22 protein-coding genes and 1 riboswitch are annotated in these 23238 nt (G+C 70.3%); of the genes, 10 read left to right on the forward strand and 12 right to left on the reverse strand.

Going from position 1 to position 23238, the window contains the following annotated elements:
• Positions 1-154: 154 nt before the first annotated feature.
• The gene (locus AB0I43_RS39790; protein WP_356981244.1) at positions 155-661 is read left to right on the forward strand and encodes a hypothetical protein; all 507 of its coding nucleotides are present in this window, start codon (positions 155-157) and stop codon (positions 659-661) included.
• Between the two features lie 3 nt (positions 662-664).
• On the opposite strand, the gene AB0I43_RS39795 is transcribed toward AB0I43_RS39790, so the two are convergent.
• From AB0I43_RS39795 to AB0I43_RS39805, 3 genes are all read right to left on the reverse strand, one after another.
• Complete coding sequence (locus AB0I43_RS39795; protein ID WP_356981246.1) at positions 665-1879, reverse strand: O-succinylhomoserine sulfhydrylase; 1215 nt, start codon at positions 1877-1879, stop codon at positions 665-667.
• A 25-nt stretch (positions 1880-1904) separates the two neighbouring features.
• On the reverse strand, positions 1905-2321 hold the full coding sequence (locus AB0I43_RS39800; RefSeq protein ID WP_356981248.1) for a rhodanese-like domain-containing protein: 417 nt from the start codon (positions 2319-2321) through the stop codon (positions 1905-1907).
• 15 nt (positions 2322-2336) lie between these two features.
• A riboswitch (SAM riboswitch) is annotated at positions 2337-2452 on the reverse strand.
• Positions 2453-2504: 52 nt separating this feature from the next.
• Positions 2505-2957, reverse strand: coding sequence for a hypothetical protein (locus AB0I43_RS39805; RefSeq protein WP_356981249.1), 453 nt, complete (start codon positions 2955-2957; stop codon positions 2505-2507).
• 362 nt (positions 2958-3319) lie between these two features.
• On the opposite strand from AB0I43_RS39805, the gene AB0I43_RS39810 reads away from it, so the two are divergent.
• Both AB0I43_RS39810 and AB0I43_RS39815 read left to right on the forward strand, forming a co-directional pair.
• Positions 3320-4672 carry an FAD-dependent oxidoreductase gene (locus AB0I43_RS39810; RefSeq protein WP_356981332.1) on the forward strand — a complete coding sequence of 451 codons (1353 nt, stop codon included), beginning with the start codon at positions 3320-3322 and terminating at the stop codon, positions 4670-4672.
• 53 nt (positions 4673-4725) lie between these two features.
• Entirely contained in the window at positions 4726-5580 is an 855-nt protein-coding gene (locus AB0I43_RS39815; protein WP_356981250.1) for an amidohydrolase family protein, read from the forward strand.
• Here AB0I43_RS39815 and AB0I43_RS39820 read toward each other — a convergent pair.
• Positions 5577-6059 (reverse strand): DUF456 domain-containing protein, encoded by a 483-nt coding sequence (locus AB0I43_RS39820; protein WP_356981251.1) that lies wholly within the window; start codon positions 6057-6059, stop codon positions 5577-5579. The genes AB0I43_RS39815 and AB0I43_RS39820 overlap by 4 nt on opposite strands.
• A gap of 163 nt (positions 6060-6222) precedes the next feature.
• Here AB0I43_RS39820 and AB0I43_RS39825 point away from each other — a divergent pair, with 163 nt between their 5' ends.
• The gene (locus tag AB0I43_RS39825; protein ID WP_356981253.1) at positions 6223-7320 is read left to right on the forward strand and encodes a CaiB/BaiF CoA-transferase family protein; all 1098 of its coding nucleotides are present in this window, start codon (positions 6223-6225) and stop codon (positions 7318-7320) included.
• Between the two features lie 51 nt (positions 7321-7371).
• Here the strand turns inward: AB0I43_RS39825 and AB0I43_RS39830 are convergent, their stop codons facing one another.
• Positions 7372-8871: a PLP-dependent aminotransferase family protein gene (locus AB0I43_RS39830; RefSeq protein WP_356981255.1), complete on the reverse strand. Its 1500-nt coding sequence runs from the start codon at positions 8869-8871 to the stop codon at positions 7372-7374.
• A gap of 63 nt (positions 8872-8934) precedes the next feature.
• On the opposite strand from AB0I43_RS39830, the gene AB0I43_RS39835 reads away from it, so the two are divergent.
• The gene (locus AB0I43_RS39835; protein WP_356981257.1) at positions 8935-9231 is read left to right on the forward strand and encodes a hypothetical protein; all 297 of its coding nucleotides are present in this window, start codon (positions 8935-8937) and stop codon (positions 9229-9231) included.
• A gap of 53 nt (positions 9232-9284) precedes the next feature.
• A complete protein-coding gene (locus tag AB0I43_RS39840) occupies positions 9285-9848 on the forward strand; it encodes a methylated-DNA--[protein]-cysteine S-methyltransferase (RefSeq protein WP_356981259.1) in 564 nt (187 codons plus the stop codon).
• Positions 9849-9855: 7 nt separating this feature from the next.
• Here the strand turns inward: AB0I43_RS39840 and AB0I43_RS39845 are convergent, their stop codons facing one another.
• The 4 genes from AB0I43_RS39845 to AB0I43_RS39860 form a co-directional block, all read right to left on the reverse strand.
• Positions 9856-10143, reverse strand: a complete 288-nt coding sequence (locus AB0I43_RS39845) for a hypothetical protein (RefSeq protein WP_356981261.1) — start codon at positions 10141-10143, stop codon at positions 9856-9858.
• A gap of 239 nt (positions 10144-10382) precedes the next feature.
• Positions 10383-12983, reverse strand: coding sequence for a LuxR C-terminal-related transcriptional regulator (locus AB0I43_RS39850; protein ID WP_356981263.1), 2601 nt, complete (start codon positions 12981-12983; stop codon positions 10383-10385).
• Between the two features lie 148 nt (positions 12984-13131).
• Entirely contained in the window at positions 13132-13452 is a 321-nt protein-coding gene (locus AB0I43_RS39855; RefSeq protein ID WP_356981265.1) for a hypothetical protein, read from the reverse strand.
• A 174-nt stretch (positions 13453-13626) separates the two neighbouring features.
• Positions 13627-14916 (reverse strand): adenylosuccinate synthase, encoded by a 1290-nt coding sequence (locus tag AB0I43_RS39860; protein WP_356981267.1) that lies wholly within the window; start codon positions 14914-14916, stop codon positions 13627-13629.
• 219 nt (positions 14917-15135) lie between these two features.
• Here AB0I43_RS39860 and AB0I43_RS39865 point away from each other — a divergent pair, with 219 nt between their 5' ends.
• Together AB0I43_RS39865 and AB0I43_RS39870 are read left to right on the forward strand one after the other, a co-directional pair.
• On the forward strand, positions 15136-15798 hold the full coding sequence (locus tag AB0I43_RS39865; RefSeq protein WP_356981269.1) for a hypothetical protein: 663 nt from the start codon (positions 15136-15138) through the stop codon (positions 15796-15798).
• Positions 15795-16580: a site-2 protease family protein gene (locus tag AB0I43_RS39870; protein ID WP_356981270.1), complete on the forward strand. Its 786-nt coding sequence runs from the start codon at positions 15795-15797 to the stop codon at positions 16578-16580. The genes AB0I43_RS39865 and AB0I43_RS39870 overlap by 4 nt, the downstream gene beginning before the upstream one ends.
• Here the strand turns inward: AB0I43_RS39870 and AB0I43_RS39875 are convergent.
• A complete protein-coding gene (locus tag AB0I43_RS39875; RefSeq protein WP_356981272.1) occupies positions 16577-17728 on the reverse strand; it encodes an FUSC family protein in 1152 nt (383 codons plus the stop codon). The genes AB0I43_RS39870 and AB0I43_RS39875 overlap by 4 nt on opposite strands.
• Positions 17729-18187, reverse strand: a complete 459-nt coding sequence (locus tag AB0I43_RS39880) for a DUF3151 domain-containing protein (protein ID WP_356981274.1) — start codon at positions 18185-18187, stop codon at positions 17729-17731.
• 75 nt (positions 18188-18262) lie between these two features.
• Between AB0I43_RS39880 and AB0I43_RS39885 the strand changes: the two genes are divergently transcribed.
• Positions 18263-20599 (forward strand): hypothetical protein, encoded by a 2337-nt coding sequence (locus AB0I43_RS39885; RefSeq protein ID WP_356981276.1) that lies wholly within the window; start codon positions 18263-18265, stop codon positions 20597-20599.
• Positions 20600-20712: 113 nt separating this feature from the next.
• Positions 20713-21762: a fused (3R)-hydroxyacyl-ACP dehydratase subunits HadA/HadB gene (locus AB0I43_RS39890; protein ID WP_357434067.1), complete on the forward strand. Its 1050-nt coding sequence runs from the start codon at positions 20713-20715 to the stop codon at positions 21760-21762.
• Here AB0I43_RS39890 and AB0I43_RS39895 read toward each other — a convergent pair.
• The gene (locus AB0I43_RS39895; protein WP_356981333.1) at positions 21759-23180 is read right to left on the reverse strand and encodes a DUF4185 domain-containing protein; all 1422 of its coding nucleotides are present in this window, start codon (positions 23178-23180) and stop codon (positions 21759-21761) included. The genes AB0I43_RS39890 and AB0I43_RS39895 overlap by 4 nt on opposite strands.
• Between the last annotated feature and the right edge of the window lie 58 nt (positions 23181-23238).

Consider the following 23238-nt stretch of genomic DNA (forward strand, 5'->3'; position numbering starts at 1 on the left):
GGCTACACACCTACAATCACCACCGCGGCCACACCGCACTGGGCGGTCACCCACCAGCCAGCCGCGTTCCTAACCTCTCGGGTCAGTACAGCTAGGTCATCTGACCAGCAGTTATCCACACCCCCCGAGTTATCCACATTCCGTGGATCGGGGGGTGTTTTTCGTGCCGGCCCCCGCCAAGATCAGCGAGGAGAAGCGCCCGCGCGGGCAGACCCGCGCCAGTACGATCGCTGGAGGGGAACTCGACATGACCGATCTCGAATCTCGGGTAGCGAACCTGGAGGCACGCATGGACATCCAAGCCGGGCGCGATCCCGCCACGCTCGCCTCGATCAACGGACGGCTGGACAGCCTCGACGAGAAGGTCTCGCAGATTCAGCTGACCGTCACCAACCTCGCCATCAAAATCGAGGACGTCCAGACCGGCCTGAACAGCAAGATCGATGGCTTGGGGGCGCGGATAGACGGCTTGGAGAGGCGGTTCGACGGGCTGGAGACGCGATTCGACAACCTGGAGACGCGGTTCGACGGCTTGGAGACACGGTTCGACGGCCTCGAGACACGGTTCGACGGGCTGGGGACACGGTTCGACAGCCTCGAGACCGAGATGAACACCAAGTTCGACGAAATCCTGCGGCGTTTGCCGCCGCCGCAGAATTAGCGCTCAGCTCAGGGCGTGGTCCAGGTCCTCGAGCAGATCCTCCACGTCCTCCAGGCCGATGGAGATGCGCACGACGCCGTCGGTGAGCCCGATGGTGGCGCGGCCCTCGGGGCCCATGGCGCGGTGGGTGGTGGTGGCAGGGTGGGTGATCAGGGTCTTGGCGTCGCCGAGGTTGTTGGAGATGTCGACGATGCGCAGACGGTTCAGCACCTCGAAGGCGCGCTTCTTGGCTTCGTCGGCGGGCGCGTTCAGCTCGAAGGTGACGACGGTGCCGCCGCCGCTCATCTGGCTTCGGGCCAGGTCGAACTGGGGGTGCGATTCCAGGTACGGGTAGCGCACCCAGTTCACGGACTTGTTGTCCTCCAGGAACTTCGCGACGCGCAGCGCGGAATCGGCCGACTGGCGGACGCGCAACGGCATCGTCTCCAGCCCCTTGAGCAAGGTCCACGCGTTGAACGGGCTCAATGCCGGGCCGGTGTGGCGCATCAGGTTTTTCACCGGGCCGTCGATGTAGTCCTGCGGGCCCAGGATGGCGCCGCCGAGCACGCGCCCCTGACCGTCGATGTGCTTGGTGCCGGAGTACACGGTGATGTCGGCGCCCAGGTCGAAGCCGCGCTGCAGCAGCGGGGTGGCGAAGACGTTGTCCAGCACCACTTTCGCGCCGGCCGCGTGCGCGAGCTCGGTGACCCGGCGCACGTCGACCAGGGTCTGCATGGGGTTGGCGGGCGTCTCGAAGAACACCGCCTGGGTCGGCACCGACAGCGCCTGCTCCCACTGGTCCAGGTCGTCACCGTCGACGAAGACGGTCTCCACGCCCCAGCGCGGCAGGATCTCGTTGCAGACGACGAAGCAGGATCCGAACAGGCTGCGCGCGGCCACCAGCCGGTCACCCGCGCCGACCAGCGCGCCGAGCGCGGTGAACACCGCGGACATGCCGCTGGCGGTGGCGAAACACGCCTCGGCCCCGTCGATCAGCCGCATCCGCTCCTCGAACATGGCCACCGTCGGGTTGCCGTAGCGGGAGTAGACGAAGTGCTCGATGTCGCCGGTGAACGACGCCTCGGCCGCTTCGGCGCTCTCGTAGACGAAGCCGGAGCTCAGGTACAGCGCCTCGGAGGTCTCCTCGAATCCGCTGCGCCGCAATCCGCCGCGCACGCTGAGGGTTCCGGGGCCGACGCCCTCGGGCAGCGGCTTGTCGAACGCACCACCGGTGATCATGACTGCTCCTCCACAGAATTCGGGCTCACGACTGCCGCCACGGCAGCCCGCGGGCCCGCCACCCGGATCCGCCGCGGTGGCCCGCGGCGTCCAGCGGACCCTCGAAGCCTTCGTCGACGTTGTAGGCGGGCGCGATGCCGAGCTGCGTGGCCACGGTAGCGGCGTGCGCGGAGCGCTGGCCGGAGCGACACAGGAACACCACGGGGGCGTCCGGCGCGCGGCCGTCGAGGGCCTTGCCGAGCTGGTCGGCGAACGCCTGGTTGCGGGCGCCGGTGCCGTCCACCCATTCGATGAGCACGGTGGGGCGCTCGATCGCGGTGGTGTCGGGTACGCCGACGAAGCGCCATTCGGCTTCGGTGCGCACGTCGATCAGGACGGCTTCGGGGTGCTCGCGCAACAGGTCCCACGCCTGCTGCGGGGTGATGTCACCGGCGTAAGTCATTGCGATCCTCCTGTGAATCCGCACTTGCCGCATCGGGGTTCGGATGCGTGCCAGGTCGTCACCCGGAGCACCCCACCGCGGAGGAGGGTTGCCGACCAGCGAGCCGGGGCTTGGCGCTGGTGCTCATGACCTGGACTGAGATTGCCTGGACAGGGGCCGGGCTGTCAAACACCGGAACGCGACCTACCCGCAGACCAGCCAGCGGCCGTCGACGCGGACCAGATTCCAGGTTTCGGTGGTCTCCTTGTCGCCGGCCTTGGTGGTGACGGTGGCCTTGGCCTTGTCGCCGTTGACGCTGTGCCCTTCGATCCTGGCGATCTCCACGGACTTTCGTCCGCCCGCGCCGAACTGCGCGGCGAGCGGGGACTTGGCCTCGTCGAATCCGGCGCACGCGGTCCCCGGTGCGGGCACCTCGTCGCTCTGGGCGCGCCCGCCGACGTAGTTGCTCACCGCCGCCGAGATCCGGTCGGCTTCTGTGACATTTTTCTCAGCCGGGGACAGCAGCCCGCCGGCGAACACGGCGATCAGCACGATCGCGGCGACGATCGCGGCGGCGATGAACGGCGTCATCGACCGCTGGTCGGTCTGATCGACCGCGATGGGCTCGTCCTCGGGCGCTGGCTGCTGCTTGCTCATCCGGCCATGATCCCTTATCCCTGGTGAGAGGCACCCGTGCAGCCCCGGGGTGGCTTCCCGATAGAATCGCGGGAACCGTGCCCGCTGCCCGCACCCGAGGCGGTGGTGTCCGGGAAGCGACCTGGGGGCCGTGCAGTTACGAGCCAGCAGCGCCAGCGTCGGCATCGTCAGGGGCAAACCGCAGCGGCCGCTCGACTTAGCCTAGGCTAAGAAGAACGCCATTATTTTTCGACCGAAGGTGCGCGTAAGAGATGACCGAACAGAGTGCTGAATCCACCGGCGGCGTTCCCGGCCCCTCCGTGGTTACCCAGGCTGCCGCCTCCGGGGCCGACGCTCACGCCGCCGGCACTCGCCCGCTCCGCATCGCGATCGTGGGCGCAGGACCGGCCGGTATCTACGCCGCCGACGCGTTGATGAAATCCGATGCCGAGGTGAGCATCGACCTCTACGAGCGCATGCCCGCGCCGTTCGGTCTGATCCGCTACGGCGTCGCGCCCGATCACCCGCGCATCAAGGGCATCATCACCGCCCTGCACAAGGTGCTGGACAAGGAGCAGGTGCGCCTGCTCGGCAATATCGACTACGGCACCGACATCACCCTGGACGATCTGCGCCGCTTCTACGACGCGGTCATCTTCTCCACCGGCGCCAACGCCGACCGCGCGCTGGAGATCCCCGGCATCGATCTGGACGGCTCCTATGGCGCCGCCGACTTCGTCTCCTGGTACGACGGCCACCCGGACGTGCCGCGCGAATGGCCGCTGCACGCGGAGAAGGTCGCGGTGCTCGGCGTCGGCAACGTGGCCCTGGACGTGGCGCGCGTGCTCGCCAAGACCGGCGACGAACTGCTGCCCACCGAGATCCCGCCGAACGTCTACCAGGGCCTGAAGGAGAACAAGGCCGTCGAGGTGCACGTCTTCGGCCGTCGCGGCCCGGCGCAGGCCAAGTTCACCCCGCTGGAGCTGCGCGAGCTCGACCACTCGCCGACCATCGAGGTCATCGTCGATCCCGAGGACATCGATTACGACGCCGGCTCCGAGGCCGCGCGCCGGCATTCCAAGCAGGTCGACATGGTCGCCAACACCCTCGAGCAGTGGGCGATCCGCGATCAGGGCAACCGCCCGCACAAGCTGTTCCTGCACTTCTTCGAGTCGCCCGCCGAGGTGCTCGGCGCGGACGGCAAGGTCGTGGGCCTGCGCACCGAGCGCACCCAGCTCGACGGCACCGGAAACGTCAAGGGCTCCGGCGAGTTCCGCGACTGGGACGTGCAGGCGATCTACCGCGCGGTGGGCTACCTCTCGCAGAACATCAGCAGCCTGCCCTTCGACGACCAGGCGGGCACCGTGCCGAACGAGGCCGGTCGCGTGCTGGCCGACGAGGACGCCGACGGCGCCGCGCGCTACCTGCCGGCCACCTACGTCACCGGCTGGATCAAGCGCGGCCCGGTCGGCCTGATCGGCCACACCAAGGGCGACGCCAACGAGACGGTGGCCTGCCTGCTCGACGACAGCGTGAACTTCACCCCGGCCCCCGAGCCGGAGCTGGACGCCGTCACCACCTTCCTGGAGGGCAAGGGCATCCCGTTCACCACGTGGCAGGGCTGGTACCGCCTGGACGCGCACGAGCGCGCCCTCGGCGAGCCGGAGGGCCGCGAGCGGGTCAAGGTGGTCGAGCGCGAGGACATGCTGCGCGCCAGCGAACCGCACAAGGTCTAGCCGGAGCGCCTGCCACGGCAGCGAAATCTCCGTAACTGAGGCATTCTGTACAAGTGTTCGATGCCCATGTCCACGTCATCGATCCGCGGTTCCCGCTGATCGAGAACGACGGCTACCTGCCCGACCCGTACACCATCGCCGATTATCGAAAGCGCATGGCGCGCTTCGATGTCGGCGGTGGCGCCGTGGTCAGCGCCTCGTTCCAGGGCACCGATCAGACGTACCTGAAGACGGCGCTGGCGGAGCTGGGCCCCGGCTGGGTCGGCGTGACGACGCTGAACCTGGAGGCCTCCGACGAGGAGATCGTCGAGCTGGATCGAATCGGCGTGCGCGCCTTGCGGTTCAACCTCAAGCGCGCCGCCGCCGACATCACCGGCATGACGTTGCAGGCGCTGCGGGCGCACGATCTGGTGGGCTGGCATGTCGAGGTCTACATCGACGGCTCGATGCTGGCCTCGTTGCAGCCGGTGATCTCCAAGCTGCCCGCGCTGTCGGTGGATCACCTCGGCATGTCCGAGGAGAGCCTGCCGTATCTGCTGGATCTGGTGGATCGCGGCGCCCGGGTCAAGGCGACGGGTTTCGGCCGGGTGGCGATGCACGTGCCCGACACCCTGCGCCGCATCCACGCGGTGAATCCGCAAGCCCTGATGTTCGGCACCGACCTGCCGGGCACCCGCGCGGGCCGGCCCTTCCGCGACGCCGATGTCGATCTGATCTGCGACGTGGTCGGCACCGACATGTTCGCCGTCCTCGAGGACAACGCGCGCGATTTCTACCGCCTGCCCCCGCGCAACCGCTCGCTGCCCCCGCTCCCCCGCACCGACCAGCCCACCCTTCCGCTGCATCGCGACCAGCTCCCGAAACTGGACCCCAACGCCACCCTCCCGCTGCCCATCATCGAGCGCTAGGCGACGAAAGCCCCGATCAGCCAGACGCCGGTCGCCAGCAGCGCGCCGAAAAGCTCGATGAGCATGGACAATCCGACGCCCTTGAGCGCGTGTTTGGTTGCGGTCCAGGCGGGTTCGCCTTTGCCGAGGCGCTGGTACTCCGAAAGATAAACGCCGAGAACGAATCCGACGAACAGGCCGACGACCGGGATGATGAAGAACCCGGCGATGCCGAGGATCGCGCCGAGCAGCAGGGCGCGGTTGGCGACGCCCGCTTCCTTCATCTTCCGGCCCGGCCAGGTGTATTTGATGACCCCGGACAGCACCAGGAACACCGCCGCGATCGCGAAGACGATCCAGGCGGTGACGCCGCCGGTCAGGATGGCCCAGACCAGGATCGCGGCGAAGATCAGAATCACCCCGGGCAGGATCGGGACGATGACCCCGAGCAGCCCCACCAGGATCGCCAGGCCGACGGCGACCTCTCCCCACATACTCACGACTTGCCCTCCGGTCTCGTCCGTTTGCCCGAATTCTCGCCTACCGGCTGGTCGCGTGCACAGCGAAGGCCGCGGACCGGCCCTCCAGCGTTATTGTCATACTGTCAATACACCTCCGGGGCCGTCCGGAGGACGCAGGATCAACGATGAACCGAGGTAGGGCGTGAGCACTCCATCCACCGCCAAGCAGGGCCCGCTCGCGGGCATCAAGGTTGTCGAGCTGGCCGGCATCGGCCCCGGCCCGCACGCGGCGCTGCTGCTGGCCGACCTCGGCGCCGACGTGGTGCGCGTGCAGCGCCCGAACCAGCTGCCGGGCTTCATGGAGCGCCCGCAGTGGCGCGGCCGCACCATCGTCGAGGCCAACCTGAAGGATCCCGCCGACATCGCGAAGGTGCTCGGCCTGATCGAGAAGGCCGACGTGCTGCTGGAGGGCTTCCGGCCCGGCGTCACCGAGCGCATGGGCCTGGGCCCGGACGACGCGCTGGCCCGAAACCCGCGCCTGATCTACGGCCGGATGACCGGCTGGGGTCAGCACGGGCCGCTGGCCGACCGGGCCGGGCACGACATCAACTACATCTCCCTCACCGGCGTGCTGAACGCGATCGGCCGCAAGGGCGAGCGCCCGGTGCCGCCGCTGAACATGGTCGGCGACTTCGGCGGCGGCTCGATGTTCCTGGTGTTCGGCGTGCTGGCCGCGCTGGTGGAACGGCAGAATTCCGGCAAGGGCCAGGTCATCGATGCCGCCATGATCGATGGCGCGCTGGCGCTGTCGCACATGATCTGGGGCATGCGCGGCGTGGGCCTGTGGTCGGACGAGCGCGGCACCAACCTGCTCGACACCGGCATGGCCTTCTACGACACCTACGAGACCTCCGACGGCAAGTACATGGCGGTCGGCGCGATCGAGCCGCAGTTCTACGCCGAGTTGCTGAAGGGCCTGGAGATCGACCCCGAGGGCCTGCCGATGCAGATCGACCCAAACGGCCAGGACGAGCTGAAGAAGCTGTTCACCGAGAAGTTCAAGACCAAGACCCGCGACGAGTGGACCGCGATCTTCGACGGCACCGACGCCTGCACCACCCCGGTGCTGACCCTCACCGAGGCCACGGCGAACGAGCACATCGTGGCCCGCACCGGCCTGGTCGACATCGACGGCGTCGTCCAGCACGCCCCGGCACCGCGCTTCTCGCGCACCCCGGCGGGCATCCCGACGCCGCCGCCGAACGAGGCCACCCCGATCGAATCCGTCTGGGCGGACTGAGCATTCGGGCCAACCGGGCCGCGCACGGTCGCCGTGCGCGGCCCTTGCCCGTCAGAACACGGTGAGCGGCTGCAACGGATCGGCGGCGCGCGGGGTGAGCGCCGCGTAGGTGGCGGCGATGGCCTTGACCGCCAGGCGCAGCTCCGCCTCGGGGTGGGTGAACGGCAGCCGGACGAAGCGCTCGAACGCGCCCTGCACGCCGAAACGCGGTCCGGCGGCGAGCAGGACGCCGTGGTTGGGCGCGGTGGCCGCGAGCGCGGTGGAGACGGGCGCGGGCAGCTGCGCCCACAGCGACATGCCGCCGGGCCCGGCCTCGACCCGCCAATCCGGGAGATCCTCGGCCAGCGCGCCGAGCAGCGCCGCGCGCTGGGAACGCAATTGGTCGCAGCGGCGAGCCAGGATCGCGTCCTCGTTTTCCAGCAGGTGGATGGCCGCGAGCTGATCCATGACCGGGGTGCCGAGGTCGACGGTGGAGCGGATGCCCAGCAGCTTGGTGATCAGCGCCTGGTTGGTGCGGACCCAGCCCACCCGCAGGCCGCCCCAGAAGGACTTGGACGCCGAACCGATGGTGACGATCTCCGCCCCCTTGGCGAACGCCGCCGCGGGCAGCGGCCGGAGGTGATCGTCGAGCCGCAGATCGGCCATGGACTCGTCGACCACGATGGTCATGCGGGTGTCGCGGGCGATCGCGGCCAGTTCCTCGCGGCCGTCGTCGTCGAGCAGCAGGCCGGTGGGGTTGTTGTAATCGGGCACCAGATAGGCGAGCGTGGCGGCGGTTTGCCGTGCGGCGCTGCGGATTCCGTCCAGATCCCAGCCGCGGCCCGGCCCCTCGGGCAGCAGCGGCACCGGCACCGGCCGCGCGCCGACATCGCGGATGGCCTCGATGGCGTTCGGGTAGGTCGGGTGGTCGATGAGCACCCGCGCCGCCGGGGCAGTGAGCACGTTGAGCAGTAGCCGCAGGCCGTGCTGGGCGCCCAGGGTGATCAGGATCTGGTCCGGCTCGGTGGGCAGGCCGCGCTGGGTGTAGCGGCGGGCCACCGCCTCGCGCAGCGCGATCACGCCGATCGGATCCATGCCGTGCGTGCCGAGGTAGGCCGGAATCCCCTGCAGCGCCTCGGCATAGGCCGCCTGCATCTCCGCGGGGGCGGCCATGGCGGCGTAGGTCAGGTCGATGGTGGCCACCTCGTCCGACATCAGCGCCATGATGCCGCGCACCGGCTTGGTGCCGTCGTGCGGCACCGCGGGCGGCAGCGCCACCGTGCTGCGCGAACCCTGGCGGCTGATCAGGTAGCCGTGCTCGCGCAGCAGCGTGTACGTCGAGGTGATGGTGGTGCGGCTGACGCCGAGGGTGGTGGCCAGATCGCGTTCGCTGGGCAGGGCGACGCCCAGCGGTGCGCGACCGTCGTGGATGAGCAGGCGGATGCCCTCGGCCAGGGCCAGATAGGCGGGGCGGGCCGCACGGCGCCCGCCCGCCTCCTCGTCCGCGCCCACACTGCGCCAATTGCCCAGATCCCTGGCCAAACTGCCCGCGCCGATCACTCTGGTAGCCATACAGTCCAGTATTCCTGGATTGGCTCTTTCTTGGCAAGGCCAGTTGCGCGCACGCTAGCGGACATGACCGCACTGCTGACCTTCCTCGTGACCGCCGCCTTCGCCTACTCGATCTACCACTTCGCCCCGCAGCGCCGCCGGGACCTGTTCCGGCTGGAACGGTTCGTCGGACCCGGACCGCTCTTCGAATCCACGATGACCACCGATTACGAAGCCCAGCGCCAGTATTCGGACCTGGCCGCGATCTACGGCCGTCACGATGTCCCGGACCCGGACGCCGCCCCGCTGCCGGAGCCGCCACAAGTCCTGCGGATGACCAACCCGAATCCGAGCTGCGGCTCGGTCCAGGCCAGTTTTTAGTGACTGGACTGATCGAGGCGACTTTGTCCGACCCCGGGTGCACACTGAACACCATGAGCGCGTCCACTCGACTGCCCGCGGCGGCAGCGCTGTTCGACACCGCCATCGGCGCCTGCACGATCGCGTGGAGCGGCGACCGGGTCATCCGCTTCCGGCTTCCGGAGCTCCCGGCCGCCACCCGCGCGAGCATCACCCGCCGGCGCGGTGTGCCCGGCACCGAGCTGCCCGAGGCCGAGCCCACCGGTGTCATCGCCGAGGCGATCGCGGGCGTGCGCGCCCACCTGGCCGGCACCCTGGACGATCTGCGCTGGATCCCGCTGGACCTGGACGGTGTGCCCGAGTTCCACCGCGCCGTCTACGAAGTCACCCGGGCCATCGGCCCCGGCCACACGCTGAGCTACGGCCAGGTCGCCGATCGGGTCGGTGCGCCCGGCGCAGCCCAGGCCGTCGGTCAGGCCCTGGGGCGCAACCCGATCGCGCTGATCGTCCCGTGCCACCGCGTGCTCGCCGCCGACAACGCGCTGACGGGGTTTTCCGCCCCCGGCGGCGTGGCCACCAAAGAGCGCCTGCTGGAGCTCGAGCGCACGCCCGGCTTCGGCGAGCCCACCCTGTTCTGAGGTCGGCTCAGTTCAGCGGGTGCTGCCGGTAGAACTCACACGGCTCGCCGGTGAGCTGCCCGTCCATGCAGGCGAAGTAGGTCTGGATGCAGCTGTTGCTGTCGCAGCCCAGTTCCAGCAGCTGCTTGTGGATCCGGATATTGCGCTCCTGCTCCGGCGTGAGCGGCTTGGATGTCGCGGAGGTCAGCGGCACGGTACTGGTCTTCGGCTCCACGCCGGGCCCCCACCCGCACCCGGCCAGCATGCCCAGCGCCAGCACCGTCGTGCCGACTCGAACCGGCCACTTCGAATCCATCCACAACCCTCCACATCCACGGTGTCAACATCGTTCGCATTCGGCCGGTCAGCGGCCTGATTGCCGAATCCGAGCAGGTCAGCCGCTGTGCGCTCCGGAGTGCCGAGGGTCGCGCACCCGTCTGTTCCGACCGTAACCCACCCCGCGCCCGAGCGCCGCGCTACCCACCATCGAGACCTCCGGCCCGCGCTGCGCCGGACCGGAGCGCGCGCCGGCGCGAGACCGACCCGGCGGCCGGATCAGTTCGGGGATTCTCCCCGGATGAGGGCGCCCAGCGATTCCCGGTCGGTGACGTCCATCTTGCTGCAGGCCCGGTACAGGTGGCCCTCGACCGTGCGCACCGAAACGGTGAGGCGGTCGGCGATCTGCCGGTTGGACAGCCCGGCTGCCACCAGATTCGCGATCTCGCGCTCCCGCACGGTGAGCGGCAGCGGTTGCGCGGCCTGGCGCAGCGACGGCGTGCTGGCCCCGCCACAGGCCGCCGCGAGCCGGTTCGCCGCGGCGGCGGACTCGTGCAGGCGGCGGCGATCACCGGCGCGGTCGTGCGCGAGCGCGGCCTGGGCGGCGGCGTCGGCGGCCGAGAGCAGCGCGCCGAGCTGCTCGAATTCCGCTGCGGCGGCGTCCAATCCGGCGCCGTCGTGGGCCGCGAGGGCGACCGCGTGCCGGGACTGGACCTGGATCAGCCGTCCCTCCACTCGCGCGGCCAGATCGGCCAGCCGGCCCGCCACCGTCTGCTCGCCGAAGCGGGCGGCGGTGTGCAGCGCCATCGCCTCGATGGCGTGCTGCTGCGAGCGGGCGGCGGCGTCGGCCGCGCTCAGGGCCAGCCGGATGGCGGGGGTGACCGCGCCCTCGGCGGCGGCCAGGCAGGCGCGCGCGATCTCCAGTTGCGGTTCGTAGACGGCGCTGTGCCGGCCGCCGCGCCGTGTGCTCTCCGCGATGGTCTCGGCGGCCTCGGCCGTCCGGCCGAGCGCCGAATACGCTTCGGCCAGCCGGATCCGCGCGGGCAGCATCCAGGACGCCGCGCCTTCGGCGGCGAGCGCGGCCAGGGCCTGCTCCAAGTGCTCCACGCCGTCGGAGAAACGCCCCTGCGCGACATCGGCGGTGCCCTGCAGGATCTTCGACATGCCCCACGCCAGGTACTGCCCGGGCGCGGAGTAGCCGAAATAGGCTGCGGCACAGCGCCGCGCGGCTTCCAGCTCGCCGGTGAAGGTGAGCGCGAGCACCTCGGCGTGGGTGGACATGAACCGGTTCAGGCCGTCGATCTCGCTCTCGACCTGATGCCCGCGCGCGACATACTGCCGCGCGGCTTCGCTCTTGCCCATCAGGGCCAGCGCGAGCCCGCCGCCGAAGGCCGCCCACCAGACCGCCCACGGCGGCGCGCTTTTCGCCGACATGACCGCGTCGGCCTCGGTGATGGCGTCGCCGATCCGGTTCTCGTTGACCGCGCAGGCCGAGGACAGCCCGGCCAGCGTGGCGGCGCAACCGGGGTGCGTCACCTTGGCGCGCACCAGCGCCAGCACCTCGTCGGCGCGATCGGCATCGCCCATGGCCCACAACAGGTTCGACACCCGTGTGCTGCCCCAGCGGACCAGCTGCACCTCGTTCAGCTCGTTCGGGTCGAAGCTGGCCAGGGTGCGCTCGGCCTCGATCGGATGGCCCTGCCACAGCAGGGCGCGCGCCAGCAGGTCGGCGGCCTCCACGCCGCCGCGGCGCTCCACCGCGGCGCGGGCGAAACGCTCGCCCAGCGGCAGGTTCGCCAGCGCGATGGCGTCGGCGGCGGCCGCCTCGAACAGCTCCAGATCGGCGGATTTGTCACTGTCCAGGGCCAATTCGGCCAGCCGGATGCGGTCGGCGGCGGAGTTGATGCGCCGTTCCTTGAGGGCCGAATACAACCGGCCGCGCAGCCGGCGCGCCGAGGCGATGCCGAGCCGGCGCCGGATGACCTCGCCGAAGAGCGGATGGTTGTAGCGCACGATCAGCTGGCGCGCGTTCTCCACCACCCGGATGACGCCCTTGGTCTCGGCCGCCTCCACCGCTTCCTCACCGGCGATCTCGGCGAGCACGTCCAGATCGATCGGTTCGCAGAAGGTGAGCAGCTCCAGCACGCGCAGCACGTCCTCGGGCAGCTGCTCGACCCGATCCTCCAGCAGCGCGGCGAGTTCCGAGGTGACCGCGGCGCGACCGCGCAGCTGCCAGACGCCGTTCACCTGGCGCAGCGTGCCCGCCTCCAGCGCGCCCTCCACCAAATGCCGCAGGAACAAGGCGTTTCCGCCCGAGGACTCCCACATCAGGTTGGCGGTGAAGCCTTCGAGCTGGCCGCCGAGCATGGACTCGACCAGATCGACGCTCTGGCGCTGGGTGAACGGATTCAGATCGATCCGCAGCAGGTGGCCGTCTTTCCAGAGCGAGGTCACCGCGTCCGGCACCGGGACGCCGCTGCGCACCGTCGCGACGATGTGCGCGGCCTTGTCGATGGCCAGTTGCAACAGCAGCGTGGCCGAAAGCTGGTCCAGCAGATGGGCGTCGTCGACGCCGATGATGGTGTGCCCGTCGGCGAGCAGCGCCTCGCGCGCCGCGGACATGAACGTCACCGGGTCGTGGGCGGTGTAGACCCCGACCATGTGCGCGAACACCCCCAGCGGGATGCTGCGCGCCGATTCCGTCCCCGCGACCCACCGGATATTGCCGCCGACAGCGGCGGTGGCCTGCCGGGCCAGCGTCGTCTTGCCCACCCCGGCATCCCCGGTCAGCACGGTACCGACATATTCCGGACCGGTGAGCGCGGACCGGATCGCCTGGAACTCGGTCTCGCGCTCGATCATCGGCCAATTCCGCGCCATGTACTCAAGAGTAGTTCTTTACAAGACCATGATCGAACCCAACCACCAACTGGCGTGTGAGACAGTTCCGTTCGGAAACGCACCCGCCGGTGCGGGCACAGCGTGGGGCCCGGAGGCGCCGGCTCCGCCCGGCGCCGATTTTCCTCGCCTAGGGGCGCGGCTTGCCCCCGTTGAGCGCCTCGTTCCAGCCCTCGACCATCTCGGCGGGGACCTCGGTGGGCACCGGCACCGTGACGTCGCCGAACTGCACGGCGTGCGGCTTGGGCTCGGGGGTGGGCTCCGGCGTGGTGGTGCGCGGCGCGCGCGGAGGCGGCGGCGCCTGCGGGTTGGCGACCTTCAGTTCCGTGGGTTCCTCCGGCGCGGGGGCGGGCGCCGCGGGCGGGGTCTGCGTGGTGACGCCGGGCTGGGCGGGCTGGGCCAGCGCGATGCCCGCCACGCCGGTGCCGAGCGCGATCGCGACCGCACCCACCGCTAACCGAAACGTGCTCCGCGACAACCGATTCCGCATCTTACGGGTCTGAGCCGACACGTCGACGAACACCATCCTCATCCAGAACTGCGCAGCGCACACCGATTCCGCTCGTGTGCTCCCGACATGGTAGCCGGAACCGGTGGCGCCGCCCAGTGGAAGTCGAAGAAGCGCTCAGCCCAGGACGTCGTGCCGGACGATGGTCTGCTCCCGGCCCGGCCCGACGCCGATGCAGGAGATCCGCGCGCCCGAAAGCTCTTCCAGCCGAAGCACATACGCCTGCGCGTTGGCCGGCAGCTCCTCGAAGGTCTTGGCCCCGGAGATGTCCTCCCACCAACCCGGCAGTTCCTCGAAGATCGGCTTGGCGTGATGGAAGTCGGTCTGCGTGGTCGGCATCTGCTCGACCCGCTCGCCGTCGATCTCGTAGGCGACGCAGATCGGCACCGTGTCCAGGCCCGACAGCACGTCCAGCTTGGTGAGGAAGTAGTCGGTGACGCCGTTGACGCGGGTGGCGTAGCGCGCGATCACCGCGTCGAACCAGCCGCAGCGGCGGGCGCGGCCGGTGGTGACGCCGACCTCGCCGCCATTCTTGGCCAGGAACTCGCCGAAGTTGTCGAACAGCTCGGTCGGGAACGGACCGGAGCCGACGCGGGTGGTGTACGCCTTGAGGATGCCGAGCACCGTGGTGATCTTGTTCGGGCCCACGCCCGAGCCCACCGCCGCGCCGCCCGAGGTCGGGTTGGAGGAGGTCACGTACGGGTAGGTGCCGTGGTCCACGTCGAGCAGCGTGCCCTGCGAACCCTCCAGCAGCACGGTCTCGCCGCGCTCGAGCGCCTCGTTGAGGCGCAGCCGGGTGTCGGCGATGCGGTGCTTGAAGCCCTCGGCCTTCTCCAGCACCTCGTCCACCACCTGCTGCGGTTCCAGCGCCCGGCGGTTGTAGATCTTGACCAGCACCTGGTTCTTGAATTCCAGTGCGGCCTCGACCTTCTGGGTCAGGATCTTCTCGTCCAGCACGTCGGCCACGCGGACGCCGACGCGGGCGACCTTGTCCTGGTAGCAGGGGCCGATGCCGCGGCCGGTGGTGCCGATCTTCTTGTTGCCGAGGAAACGCTCGGTGACCTTATCGATGGCCACGTGGTACGGCATGATCAGGTGCGCGTCGGCGGAGAGCAGCAGGCCGGAGGTGTCCACGCCGCGCTCTTCCAGGCCGGCCAGCTCCGCGAGCAGCACGCCCGGATCCACCACGACGCCGTTGCCGATGACATTGGTGACGCCGGGGGTGAGGATGCCCGAGGGGATCAGGTGCAGGGCGAACTTGTCGCCGTTGGGCAGCACCACCGTGTGACCGGCGTTGTTGCCGCCCTGGTAACGGACCACCCACTGCAACCGGCCACCCAGTAGATCGGTGGCCTTGCCCTTTCCTTCGTCGCCCCACTGGGCGCCGATCAGGACGATCGCCGGCATCGTTGTCTCCTACGGTTCGAGGCGCAACACACCTGTGTTGCAGCTACCTGCCCGTCTGAGGAGGTGGCCGGTAACTCATTTTAGCCGACGCCCTATGACCAGCCTGGTCGGAGGGCGCGACATTCGCTTATCGGCCGGTATGGTTGGCCGAAAGCGGCCACCGCCGGCCACCCGCGTGCCGGGTGTGTCGGCCCGGAACGAGGAGGGGTGTACGGCAGTTTGAGTACCCACGTTCTCCGCTGCGACGGCGCACCGGTTCCGATCGCGCTCGCGGCACTGCCCACCACTCCGACGGCCGCCATCCCGGACAACAGCGTCATCGACGAACTGCTCCCCGTGCTCGCGGCCGACAGCCTGCCCCGCCTGATCGTGCTCGGCGAGGACGCCGGGCTGGCCGCGGTCCTGACCCACCTGATGAAGACCGAACGCCTGCACGTCGAGATCGGCTACGTCCCGATCGACAAGACCTACGGCTCCCGCGCCTACCAGACCGGCACCGGCAACGCCGCGGCCAAGCGCGCGATCGAGGGCCGGGCCACCCAGACCCCGCTGGTCCGCGACGACACCGGCACCGTGCTGGTCGGCCGCGCGTCCATCACCGGCGTGGACGGCGCGAAACTGGAGGGCGAGGCCTACGTGGACGAGAATCGGCTCTTCTCCGGCCTCGTCACCGCCATGCAGATCTCCCCCAGCATGCACCTGCCCGGCGTGCGGGCCACCGTCAAACGCGGCCGCTTCAGTAGACGGGTCTGGTTGCAGGGCCGGGCCGCCCAGCTCGGCACCCCCGGCGCGGTCGTCACCCGCGACGGCATCCGCTCCGACCGGACCGTGCCGCGCTCGAGTTTCTACCGGCACCACGAGTCCTGGCTGCTGGTCCGATGACATACTCCTTCCCGCGCAAGCGAACCGGTGCGGTCCGTCCGAGCCCGGTGTTCCTCGCGGTGGTCGCCCTCGCCGTCGCCGGCGGCGTGCTGGCCTGGATGTCCGACTCCGAACTCGACTCGAACCTGGCGAAGCTGGGTGTCTTCGTGCTGGTCGTGGCGGGCTGGGTGGTCACGCTGTGCCTGCACGAATTCGCGCACGCCTTCACCGCCTGGCGGGCCGGTGATCAGGACGTGGAGATGCGCGGCTATCTGACGCTGAATCCGCTGAAGTACTCGCATCCGCTGCTGTCGATCGTGCTGCCTATGGTGTTCATCGCGCTCGGCGGCATCGGCCTGCCCGGTGGCGCTGTCTACGTGCACAGCCACAACTTCAGCCCGCGCATCCAGCGGCTGATCAGCTTCGCCGGTCCGGCGGTGAACCTGCTCTGCGGCATCGCGCTGCTGCTGGTGATCCAGATCTTCGCCGACATGTCGACCCACGCGGTGTTCTGGTGCGGGCTCGCCTTCCTGGCGTTCCTGCAGATCACCGCGTTCCTGCTGAACATCCTGCCGATCCCCGGCCTGGACGGCTACGGGATCCTCGAGCCCTCGCTCAGCTACAAGACCCGGCAGGCGCTCGATCAGTTCAAGCCGTTCGGCATGCTGATCCTGTTCGCGCTGCTCTTCACCCCGCAGCTGAACCAGGTGTTCTTCGACGCCGTGTACTGGCTCTACGAACTTTCCGGCGTGCCGCGCAATTGGAGCGCGTGGGGCTCGCGCCTGACTCGGTTCTGGACCTAGTCCGCGGGCCGCACATAGGGGTTCGGGACGGTCGGCGGCAGCAGCGCCATCGCCGAGATCCGCTGCATGCCGCAGGCCTGCATGAGATCGACCACGATCGAGCGCACCTGCGCGAACACCACGTGCGCGGAGAGCCCGGCGCCCGCCACCAGTTCCGGTTTCGCGCCCTTGGCCACCGCGCGCAGCACGCGCGTCGCCTCGACCTGATCGGGCTGCTCACCCGGATCGGCCAGCATCATCTGGCGCACCACCTCGATCGCCTCGCCCAGGTTGCGCACCTCCTCGATCAGGCGCGCGTCCAGGATCTCGTCGTCGCGCACCAGGGTGAGCGAGCGGCGCAACAGCACGCGAGTGTTGCGGATAGCGTTGTCCAGCGGATCGGCGGCGGCCCGGATGGTCTCCAGGCGGCCGCGCGAATTCCAGTACAGCGGTGAGATCCGGCTGATCTCGCGACCACCCTCGAGCGAGGAGCGCAGCCCGTCGATCTGGGATTGGGTGGCGCGCGCGGAATCCAGCGCCACCTGCACCTTGTCCGCGTCCTGCTCCAGCAGGCCGTCCGCGCACTCGACCAGCGATTTGCCCATCACCGCAAGCACTTCCGCGGCCTGCTCCCGGGCCCGGCGCACCGGATGCAACGGGATCGCGGCCACGATCACCACCCCGACCAGGCCGCCGACCAGGGCGTCGATCATGCGCGGGAAACCGGTGCCCGAGGACGGCGGCATCAGGGTCGCGACCAGCACCGCCGAACCCGCGGCCTGCATCGTGATGATGGAGCCGCCGTCGACGAACACCGCCAGCGCCATGGCCACCACGACCACCAGCGCGATCTGCCAGATGCCGGTGCCGGCGCGGGAGATGAACAGGTCACCGATGCCGATGCCGACCGCGACGCCGACCACCAGCTCCACCGAGCGGCGCAGCCGCGCGCCGAAGGAGACGCCGATCGACACCACCGCCGCCGTCGGCGCGAAGAACGGCTGCGGGTGCCCGATCACGTAGTGCGCCACCGACCAGGCCAGCGCCGCGCCGAGCGCGCACTGCACGATCGGCAGCCAGGACAGCCGCAGCCGCGCCCAGGACTTCCGCAGCCGATCCGCGCTGCTCGTCCGGGCCGTGACCAGTCGCGAATTCGCGTCCAGCTGCAACTAACCGAGACCGAGTTCCGCCGCGGCCCGCGGGTCGCAGTCCTCGAGCAGGTCCAGGCAGCGCGCGTACTCCTCGGTCTCGCCGATCACCTTGGCCGCGCGGGCCAGCGCGCCGACGCTGCGCAGGAAACCCTGATTGGGCTCGTGGCTCCACGGCACCGGGCCGAAGCCCTTCCAGCCGTTGCGGCGCAGCAGATCCAGGCCGCGGTGGTAGCCGGTGCGGGCGAAGGCGTAGGCGGAGACGATGTCGTGGTTCACCGTGGCGTCGGAGCCGTCGGCGCCGCCGCGGGTCAGCGCGGCCTCGGCGAGGTAGGCCCAGGCGATCGAGGCCGCCGGGTGGTCGGCCGCTACCTGCACCGGATCGACCTTGTCGAGCAGGGCCGATTCCGCGTCCGTGTTTTCCGGCAGCAGTACCGGCTGCGGTCCGAGCAAGTCACCGAAGGAGGTCATGCGGTTCATTCTGCATGGCGGGCGCGTCCGCCCACTAGGCTGGCCGTCGAGTTCCACATGTTCCGCCTGAGCGAGGGGTACTAGGTGTCCGACCCGAACGACGAGAAGAAGCCGGCCCAGGATTCCGCCGGTCCGCAGGACGCGCGCCGCGACGCCGCCGTGGAACCGGCCGCCGACGACCCCACCGTCAAGCACGCCACGGCCGCCCCAACCGTGCCCATGTCCGCGGGCGCGCCGACGAGCGAGTGGAAGACCGAGGAGCCCGCCCCGGCCGCGAAGGCCGCACCGTCGGTCAGCACGCCCGCCAATTCCCGACCGTCGGTCAGCACGCCCGTCAACCCCGGACGGTCGGTAAGCACGCACGCCAACCCCGGACCGTCGAACAGCACGCCCGCCGAGCCCGGACCGTCGAACAGCACGCCCGCCGAGCCCGGACCGTCGAACAGCACGCCCGATCCCGCTCCCTCGGTCAGCAAGCCCGCGTCCGGTCCGGCCGCCACCCCCTCGGGCGCCGCGGACTCCGGACGACCGGTGAATGCCCAGGCCGACACCGGATCTGCCGCCGGTACGCCCGCCCCGGCCGAGCCGGCGGTGGACGCCGCAGCGGCGGCACCGACCGAGAATCGGGGTGCCGCCGCACCTTTGGACAAGGCCGACGCCACACCGTCCGGCGACGGCGCACAGCACACCGGCACCGGCACCAACCCTTCCGCTGCCGGTGCCCCCGCGCCTGCCGCTGCCGATGCCCCCACCGCTCCCGCTGCCGCTGCTGCTCAAGCTGCCGCCGAGGGGGCACCTTCCTCTGATGCCGCGGCTGGCGGACCGAGCGTTGGCAGCGCACCCCAGGGTGACAGCAACGCCGATGCGCGCGGGAACGCCACCGCACAGGACGGCAGCGCGCCTTCGAACCCCGCACCTGTCTCCGGCATCGGACGGCCCACCGCCGCTTCGGAAACCACGCCTGCGTCGGGGCCGGTTGACGGCCCCGCGGAGAACGCCGCCGACGCGAGCCCGAACGCGGGAGCCGCAGCGGGTGTTACCGCGGGCGACGCCTCCAGCACGCCGAACGGCGATGCCCCACCGGCAGGCGCCGCTCGGCGCGACGACGAATCCGGTACTCCCGCAGCTGATTCCGCTGATCAGCGTCTCGCGCCGAAAGCCGGAGCCGCCGACGCCGCCGATCAGCGTCTCGCGCCGAAAGCCGGGGCCGCCGACTCCGCCGATCAGCGCCACGCCCCGAAGGCCGGGGGCGGTGACGCCGCCGATCAGCGTCTCGCGCCGAAAGCCGGAGCCGCCGACGCCGCGACCAGCGTCATCCGCCGGGAGCAGGGCCCGACCGCCGAAAACGCCGACCGGGCAACCGATTCCGCGCCCGGCGACGCGGACGCGAAGACCGTGGTCATGAAGGTGCAGCAGCGCCCGGAGGTCACGCCGCCCGCCGACGTGGACGACGCCGAGACGGTCGGGATGCAGCCGGGTGAGGCTCTGGATGTGCCCCCGCCTCCGCCCGCCCCCGAGGCGACCGGAGCCGACGCCGAGACCGTCGCGATGCCGATCGTGCGGCCGGAGGTGGACGACCCGGCGACCACCGCGCTGCCGATCCAGCGCCCGGATCAGCAGGCCACCCAGAAGTTCCGGACCGACGGCGGGCCGAAGCCGGAGGGCGCGGATCGCGTGCCGCCGCGCGCCGCCCCGATGACCAAGCCGCCGACCACCCCGCGGCCCGCCCCGGGCCCCAAGCAGCCGGGCAAGCAGGGCCCCACGCCACAGCAAGGGCCCGGCCAGCAGCAGGGCCCCGGCCCGCAGCAGCCGCAACCGCGCCGGGTGGCGCAGGCCCAGTCGCCGGCGGACGTGCAGATGACCCTGCCGGTGCAGTCGGTGTTCCAGCCCGCCGGGCAGCAGCAGCGCCCGCACCAGCCGCAGCCGATGGCCGCGCCGCAGCGGGTGGAGCCCGCGGCACCGGCGGCCGCGCCCGAGTCCGGCAAGAACAACAAGCGGCTGCTCATCGGCCTGGGCGCCGCGGCGGCGGTAGTGCTCGCGCTGATCGCGGGCGGGGCCGCCTTCGCCAATCGCGGCGACGATTCGCCGCAGGCCCAGGTCCGGTCCGCGATCGGCGAGTACACCAGCGCCCTGAAGGACGGTGACCTCGCCGCGCTGCGCGCGAGCACCTGCGGCGCGCTGCACGACTACTACGCGAAGCTGCCCGAGGCCGATTTCGCCGGTGTGCACAAACTCTCGGTGGATCAGAAGGCCATCCCGGTGGTCGACGTCGTGGACGCCATCCAGATCACCGACAGCAAGGCGCTGGCGCAGGCCACCGTCTACACCGCGGCCGACCCGTCGAAGAAGTCGGCGCGCACCTTCGATCTGGAGCGCACCGACGACGGCTGGAAGGTGTGCGACCCGCCCGCCGGCAGCTGATCCTGGCCCGTCAAGCGGGATAAACGCCCGCTGGACGGAGTCCCAGGTCACCCGTCGCCCCCGTCACACTCACCTGGTCATCGGTCCGGGACGCCAGTAGCATGGCCCGGATCATGATGAGGGAACAGACGATGGCGCAGCCGGAAACCACGGCCGTCGGGAGGTCGACTGTGCTGGCCGGACGACGCTTCCAGGTACGTGACCACTACGAGGTCGGCCGCGAGAAGGTGCGCGAGTTCGCCCGCGCCGTCCAGAACCATCATGGCGCGCATCTGCGCGAACCCGACGCCCGCAAGCTCGGCTACGAGGGCCTGATCGCCCCGCCGACCTTCGCCTCGGTGATCGGCATGTCCAGCACCCGCGCCTTGATGGACTCGGTGCTCACCGACTACGACCTGGCCCAGGTGCTGCAGACCGACCAGGTCTTCGAGCTGCACCGGCCGATCCTGGCGGGCGACCGGATCCAGACCGAACTGCTCATCGATTCGCTGCGCCAGTTCGGCGACAACGACTTCATCAACGTCAAGTTCGTGCTGCGCAACCAGCGCGACGAGGTCGCCCTGGTCGGGTCCAGCACCATCGTGGCCCGCCGCGGCGCCGAGGTGGACGCGAATCTGGTCGAGGCCGTGGACAGCATCTTCATGCACGTGCGTCCCGCGGACCCGGTCGACGGGCCGCTGATCGAGCTACCCGCGGGCGGCGGCGCGCCGTTGCCGGCGCGCGAAACCGCCCTCGTGCACACCCTTCCGGCGTTCGAGCAGCTGACCCCCGGAGCCGAACTGCCGGCCGGAACCGCCCAGCTGACCCGCGGCGACCTGGCCAACTACGCCGGCGTCTCCGGCGACCCGAACCCGATCCACTTCAGCGACCGCGCCGCCGAGCTGGTCGGCCTGCCGACCGTGGTCGCGCACGGCATGCTCACCATGGGCTTGGCCGCCGACTATCTGACCTCCTGGCTCGGCGATCCCACCGCCATCCTGAAGTTCAGCGTGCGGTTCTCCGGTTTCGTCCCGGTCGCCGCCGATGCCGCGACCACCGTCGAGTTCAGCGGCAAGGTCAAGTCCCTGGACGCCGGAACCCGTACCGGCGCCATCACTTTGAGCGGCGTCGCGGACGGGCGCAAGCTCTTCGGCCGGGCGCTGGCCGAGGTCCGCTTCGCCTAGTCCGCCCGCGTCGCCCGCATCAGGTAGACGTTGTAGTCGTTCCAGGTCGAGATCGTGAAGTACAGCTCGCGGCCGCGCGACCACGGGTGGATGAATCCGCCGTAGAGTTCGGCGTGCTCGGCCACGGTCACCGTGCGGGTCCCGCCCGACCACTCCCCCTGTGGCGCATTCGCTTCGCGCAGGACCAGGGCGGCCTGGGCGGTGTCGAGGTAGCTCATCTGCCAGACCTGGCGTTCGGCGTCGTAGCGGACCGAGAGTTCGGCCGCCGGCGCGTCCACGATCGGCGTCGCGCCGGCCGAACCGGCCACCGCGCGCCACTGCCCCTCGCTCCAATACTGGTAGGCGCTGGTGTTGAGCAGCTGGTCCTTGGCGACCCGCGCCAGCCCGACCGCGCCCAGGCGGGTATTCGGCGTACCGAACATGTACACGTGCTCGCCGTGCGGAACCATCGCCGCCACTTGGAAATTCGCGAGCCCGAAGATGTTGTCCCAGCGGGCGTAGGGATCCTTGGTCCAGGTCTGGCCGTGGTCGTCGGAGTAGGCGATGCCGCCGTAGTTGGTGTAGAAGGTGCCCGGCACGCTGTTCCAGGTGCGAATCGACATGTAGCTCAGGTACTGCCGGTCGCCGAGCGCGAACCCGGAGGTGGGAATGGTGGTGATCTCGACATTGTCGAGTTTGCGGCTGGCGAGGACCTCCGCGGCGTGACAGCGGTCGTCGGTGACCATCGAGTCGTAGGTGACGCCGTCGGACAGCTCGCGGTCGGTGCTGAAGGCCAGCACATTGCTGCGCCAGTCTCCGCCCATCCCGCCGGGCGGGTGGAAACCGCGGCCGACGGTGTCACCGAAGGCGGTGATGATCTCGCCCGGCGCGCTCTCCCACATGATGCCCAGGTCGGTGCCGTCCACCTGCCAGCGCTTGTCGGTGCGGTTGACCGAATTCGCACCGGTGAGCTTGGCGATCTCGCGCACCTCGGTGAAGCGGGGCGCGGGCCGCGCCGGTGTGCGCGGCGCGGCCTCGTCCACCGGCCGCACGCGCGGCGGTGGCGGCGGCACCGGGCCCGGATCCGGCCCCGGACCGGGCACGCCGAAGTGAAAGGGCTGGGGGCTCAACAGGATTTCGGGGATGCCGAACTGGTTGGCCGGGCTCGGCGGCGGCGCGGGCAGATCGGTGAGGTCCGGGCAGGGATTCACGCACGGGTCGACGGGCAGCGCCATGCGGGTGCGCACCGGCGCCGGCCCGGTCGCTTCCGGCGGCAGCACCGTGACCACCGGATACGGGATCGGCACCTCGAGCTTTTTCGGCACCAGCCCCTCGTGCACCGGTTTCGGATCGCCCAGGCACGGGCCGGCGCCCGGAACGGCCTGCGCCGGTTCGGTTTTCGGGGCCGCCGCGGCGACCGGAGCGATAGAGCTGCACAGCACCGCGGCGCCGGCCGCGGCCAGCAACTGCCTGGCCTTGGACACAGCGGCAGACCAT

This window comes from Nocardia sp. NPDC050435, assembly GCF_040655395.1.
In the GTDB taxonomy this organism is placed as follows: Bacteria; Actinomycetota; Actinomycetes; order Mycobacteriales; family Mycobacteriaceae; genus Nocardia.

Excerpts from the sequence above, each read along its gene's own strand:
- AB0I43_RS39860 (WP_356981267.1), bottom strand. The coding sequence starts at position 14,916 with ATGCCGGCGATCGTCCTGATCGGCGCCCAGTGGGGCGACGAAGGAAAG.
- AB0I43_RS39870 (WP_356981270.1), top strand. The coding sequence starts at position 15,795 with ATGACATACTCCTTCCCGCGCAAGCGAACCGGTGCGGTCCGTCCGAGC.
- AB0I43_RS39830 (WP_356981255.1), bottom strand. The coding sequence starts at position 8,871 with ATGGCTACCAGAGTGATCGGCGCGGGCAGTTTGGCCAGGGATCTGGGC.
- AB0I43_RS39840 (WP_356981259.1), top strand. The coding sequence starts at position 9,285 with ATGAGCGCGTCCACTCGACTGCCCGCGGCGGCAGCGCTGTTCGACACC.
- AB0I43_RS39845 (WP_356981261.1), bottom strand. The coding sequence starts at position 10,143 with ATGGATTCGAAGTGGCCGGTTCGAGTCGGCACGACGGTGCTGGCGCTG.
- AB0I43_RS39850 (WP_356981263.1), bottom strand. The coding sequence starts at position 12,983 with ATGGCGCGGAATTGGCCGATGATCGAGCGCGAGACCGAGTTCCAGGCG.
- AB0I43_RS39805 (WP_356981249.1), bottom strand. The coding sequence starts at position 2,957 with ATGAGCAAGCAGCAGCCAGCGCCCGAGGACGAGCCCATCGCGGTCGAT.
- AB0I43_RS39795 (WP_356981246.1), bottom strand. The coding sequence starts at position 1,879 with ATGATCACCGGTGGTGCGTTCGACAAGCCGCTGCCCGAGGGCGTCGGC.
- AB0I43_RS39890 (WP_357434067.1), top strand. The coding sequence starts at position 20,713 with ATGATGAGGGAACAGACGATGGCGCAGCCGGAAACCACGGCCGTCGGG.
- AB0I43_RS39800 (WP_356981248.1), bottom strand. The coding sequence starts at position 2,321 with ATGACTTACGCCGGTGACATCACCCCGCAGCAGGCGTGGGACCTGTTG.
- AB0I43_RS39880 (WP_356981274.1), bottom strand. The coding sequence starts at position 18,187 with ATGAACCGCATGACCTCCTTCGGTGACTTGCTCGGACCGCAGCCGGTA.
- AB0I43_RS39835 (WP_356981257.1), top strand. The coding sequence starts at position 8,935 with ATGACCGCACTGCTGACCTTCCTCGTGACCGCCGCCTTCGCCTACTCG.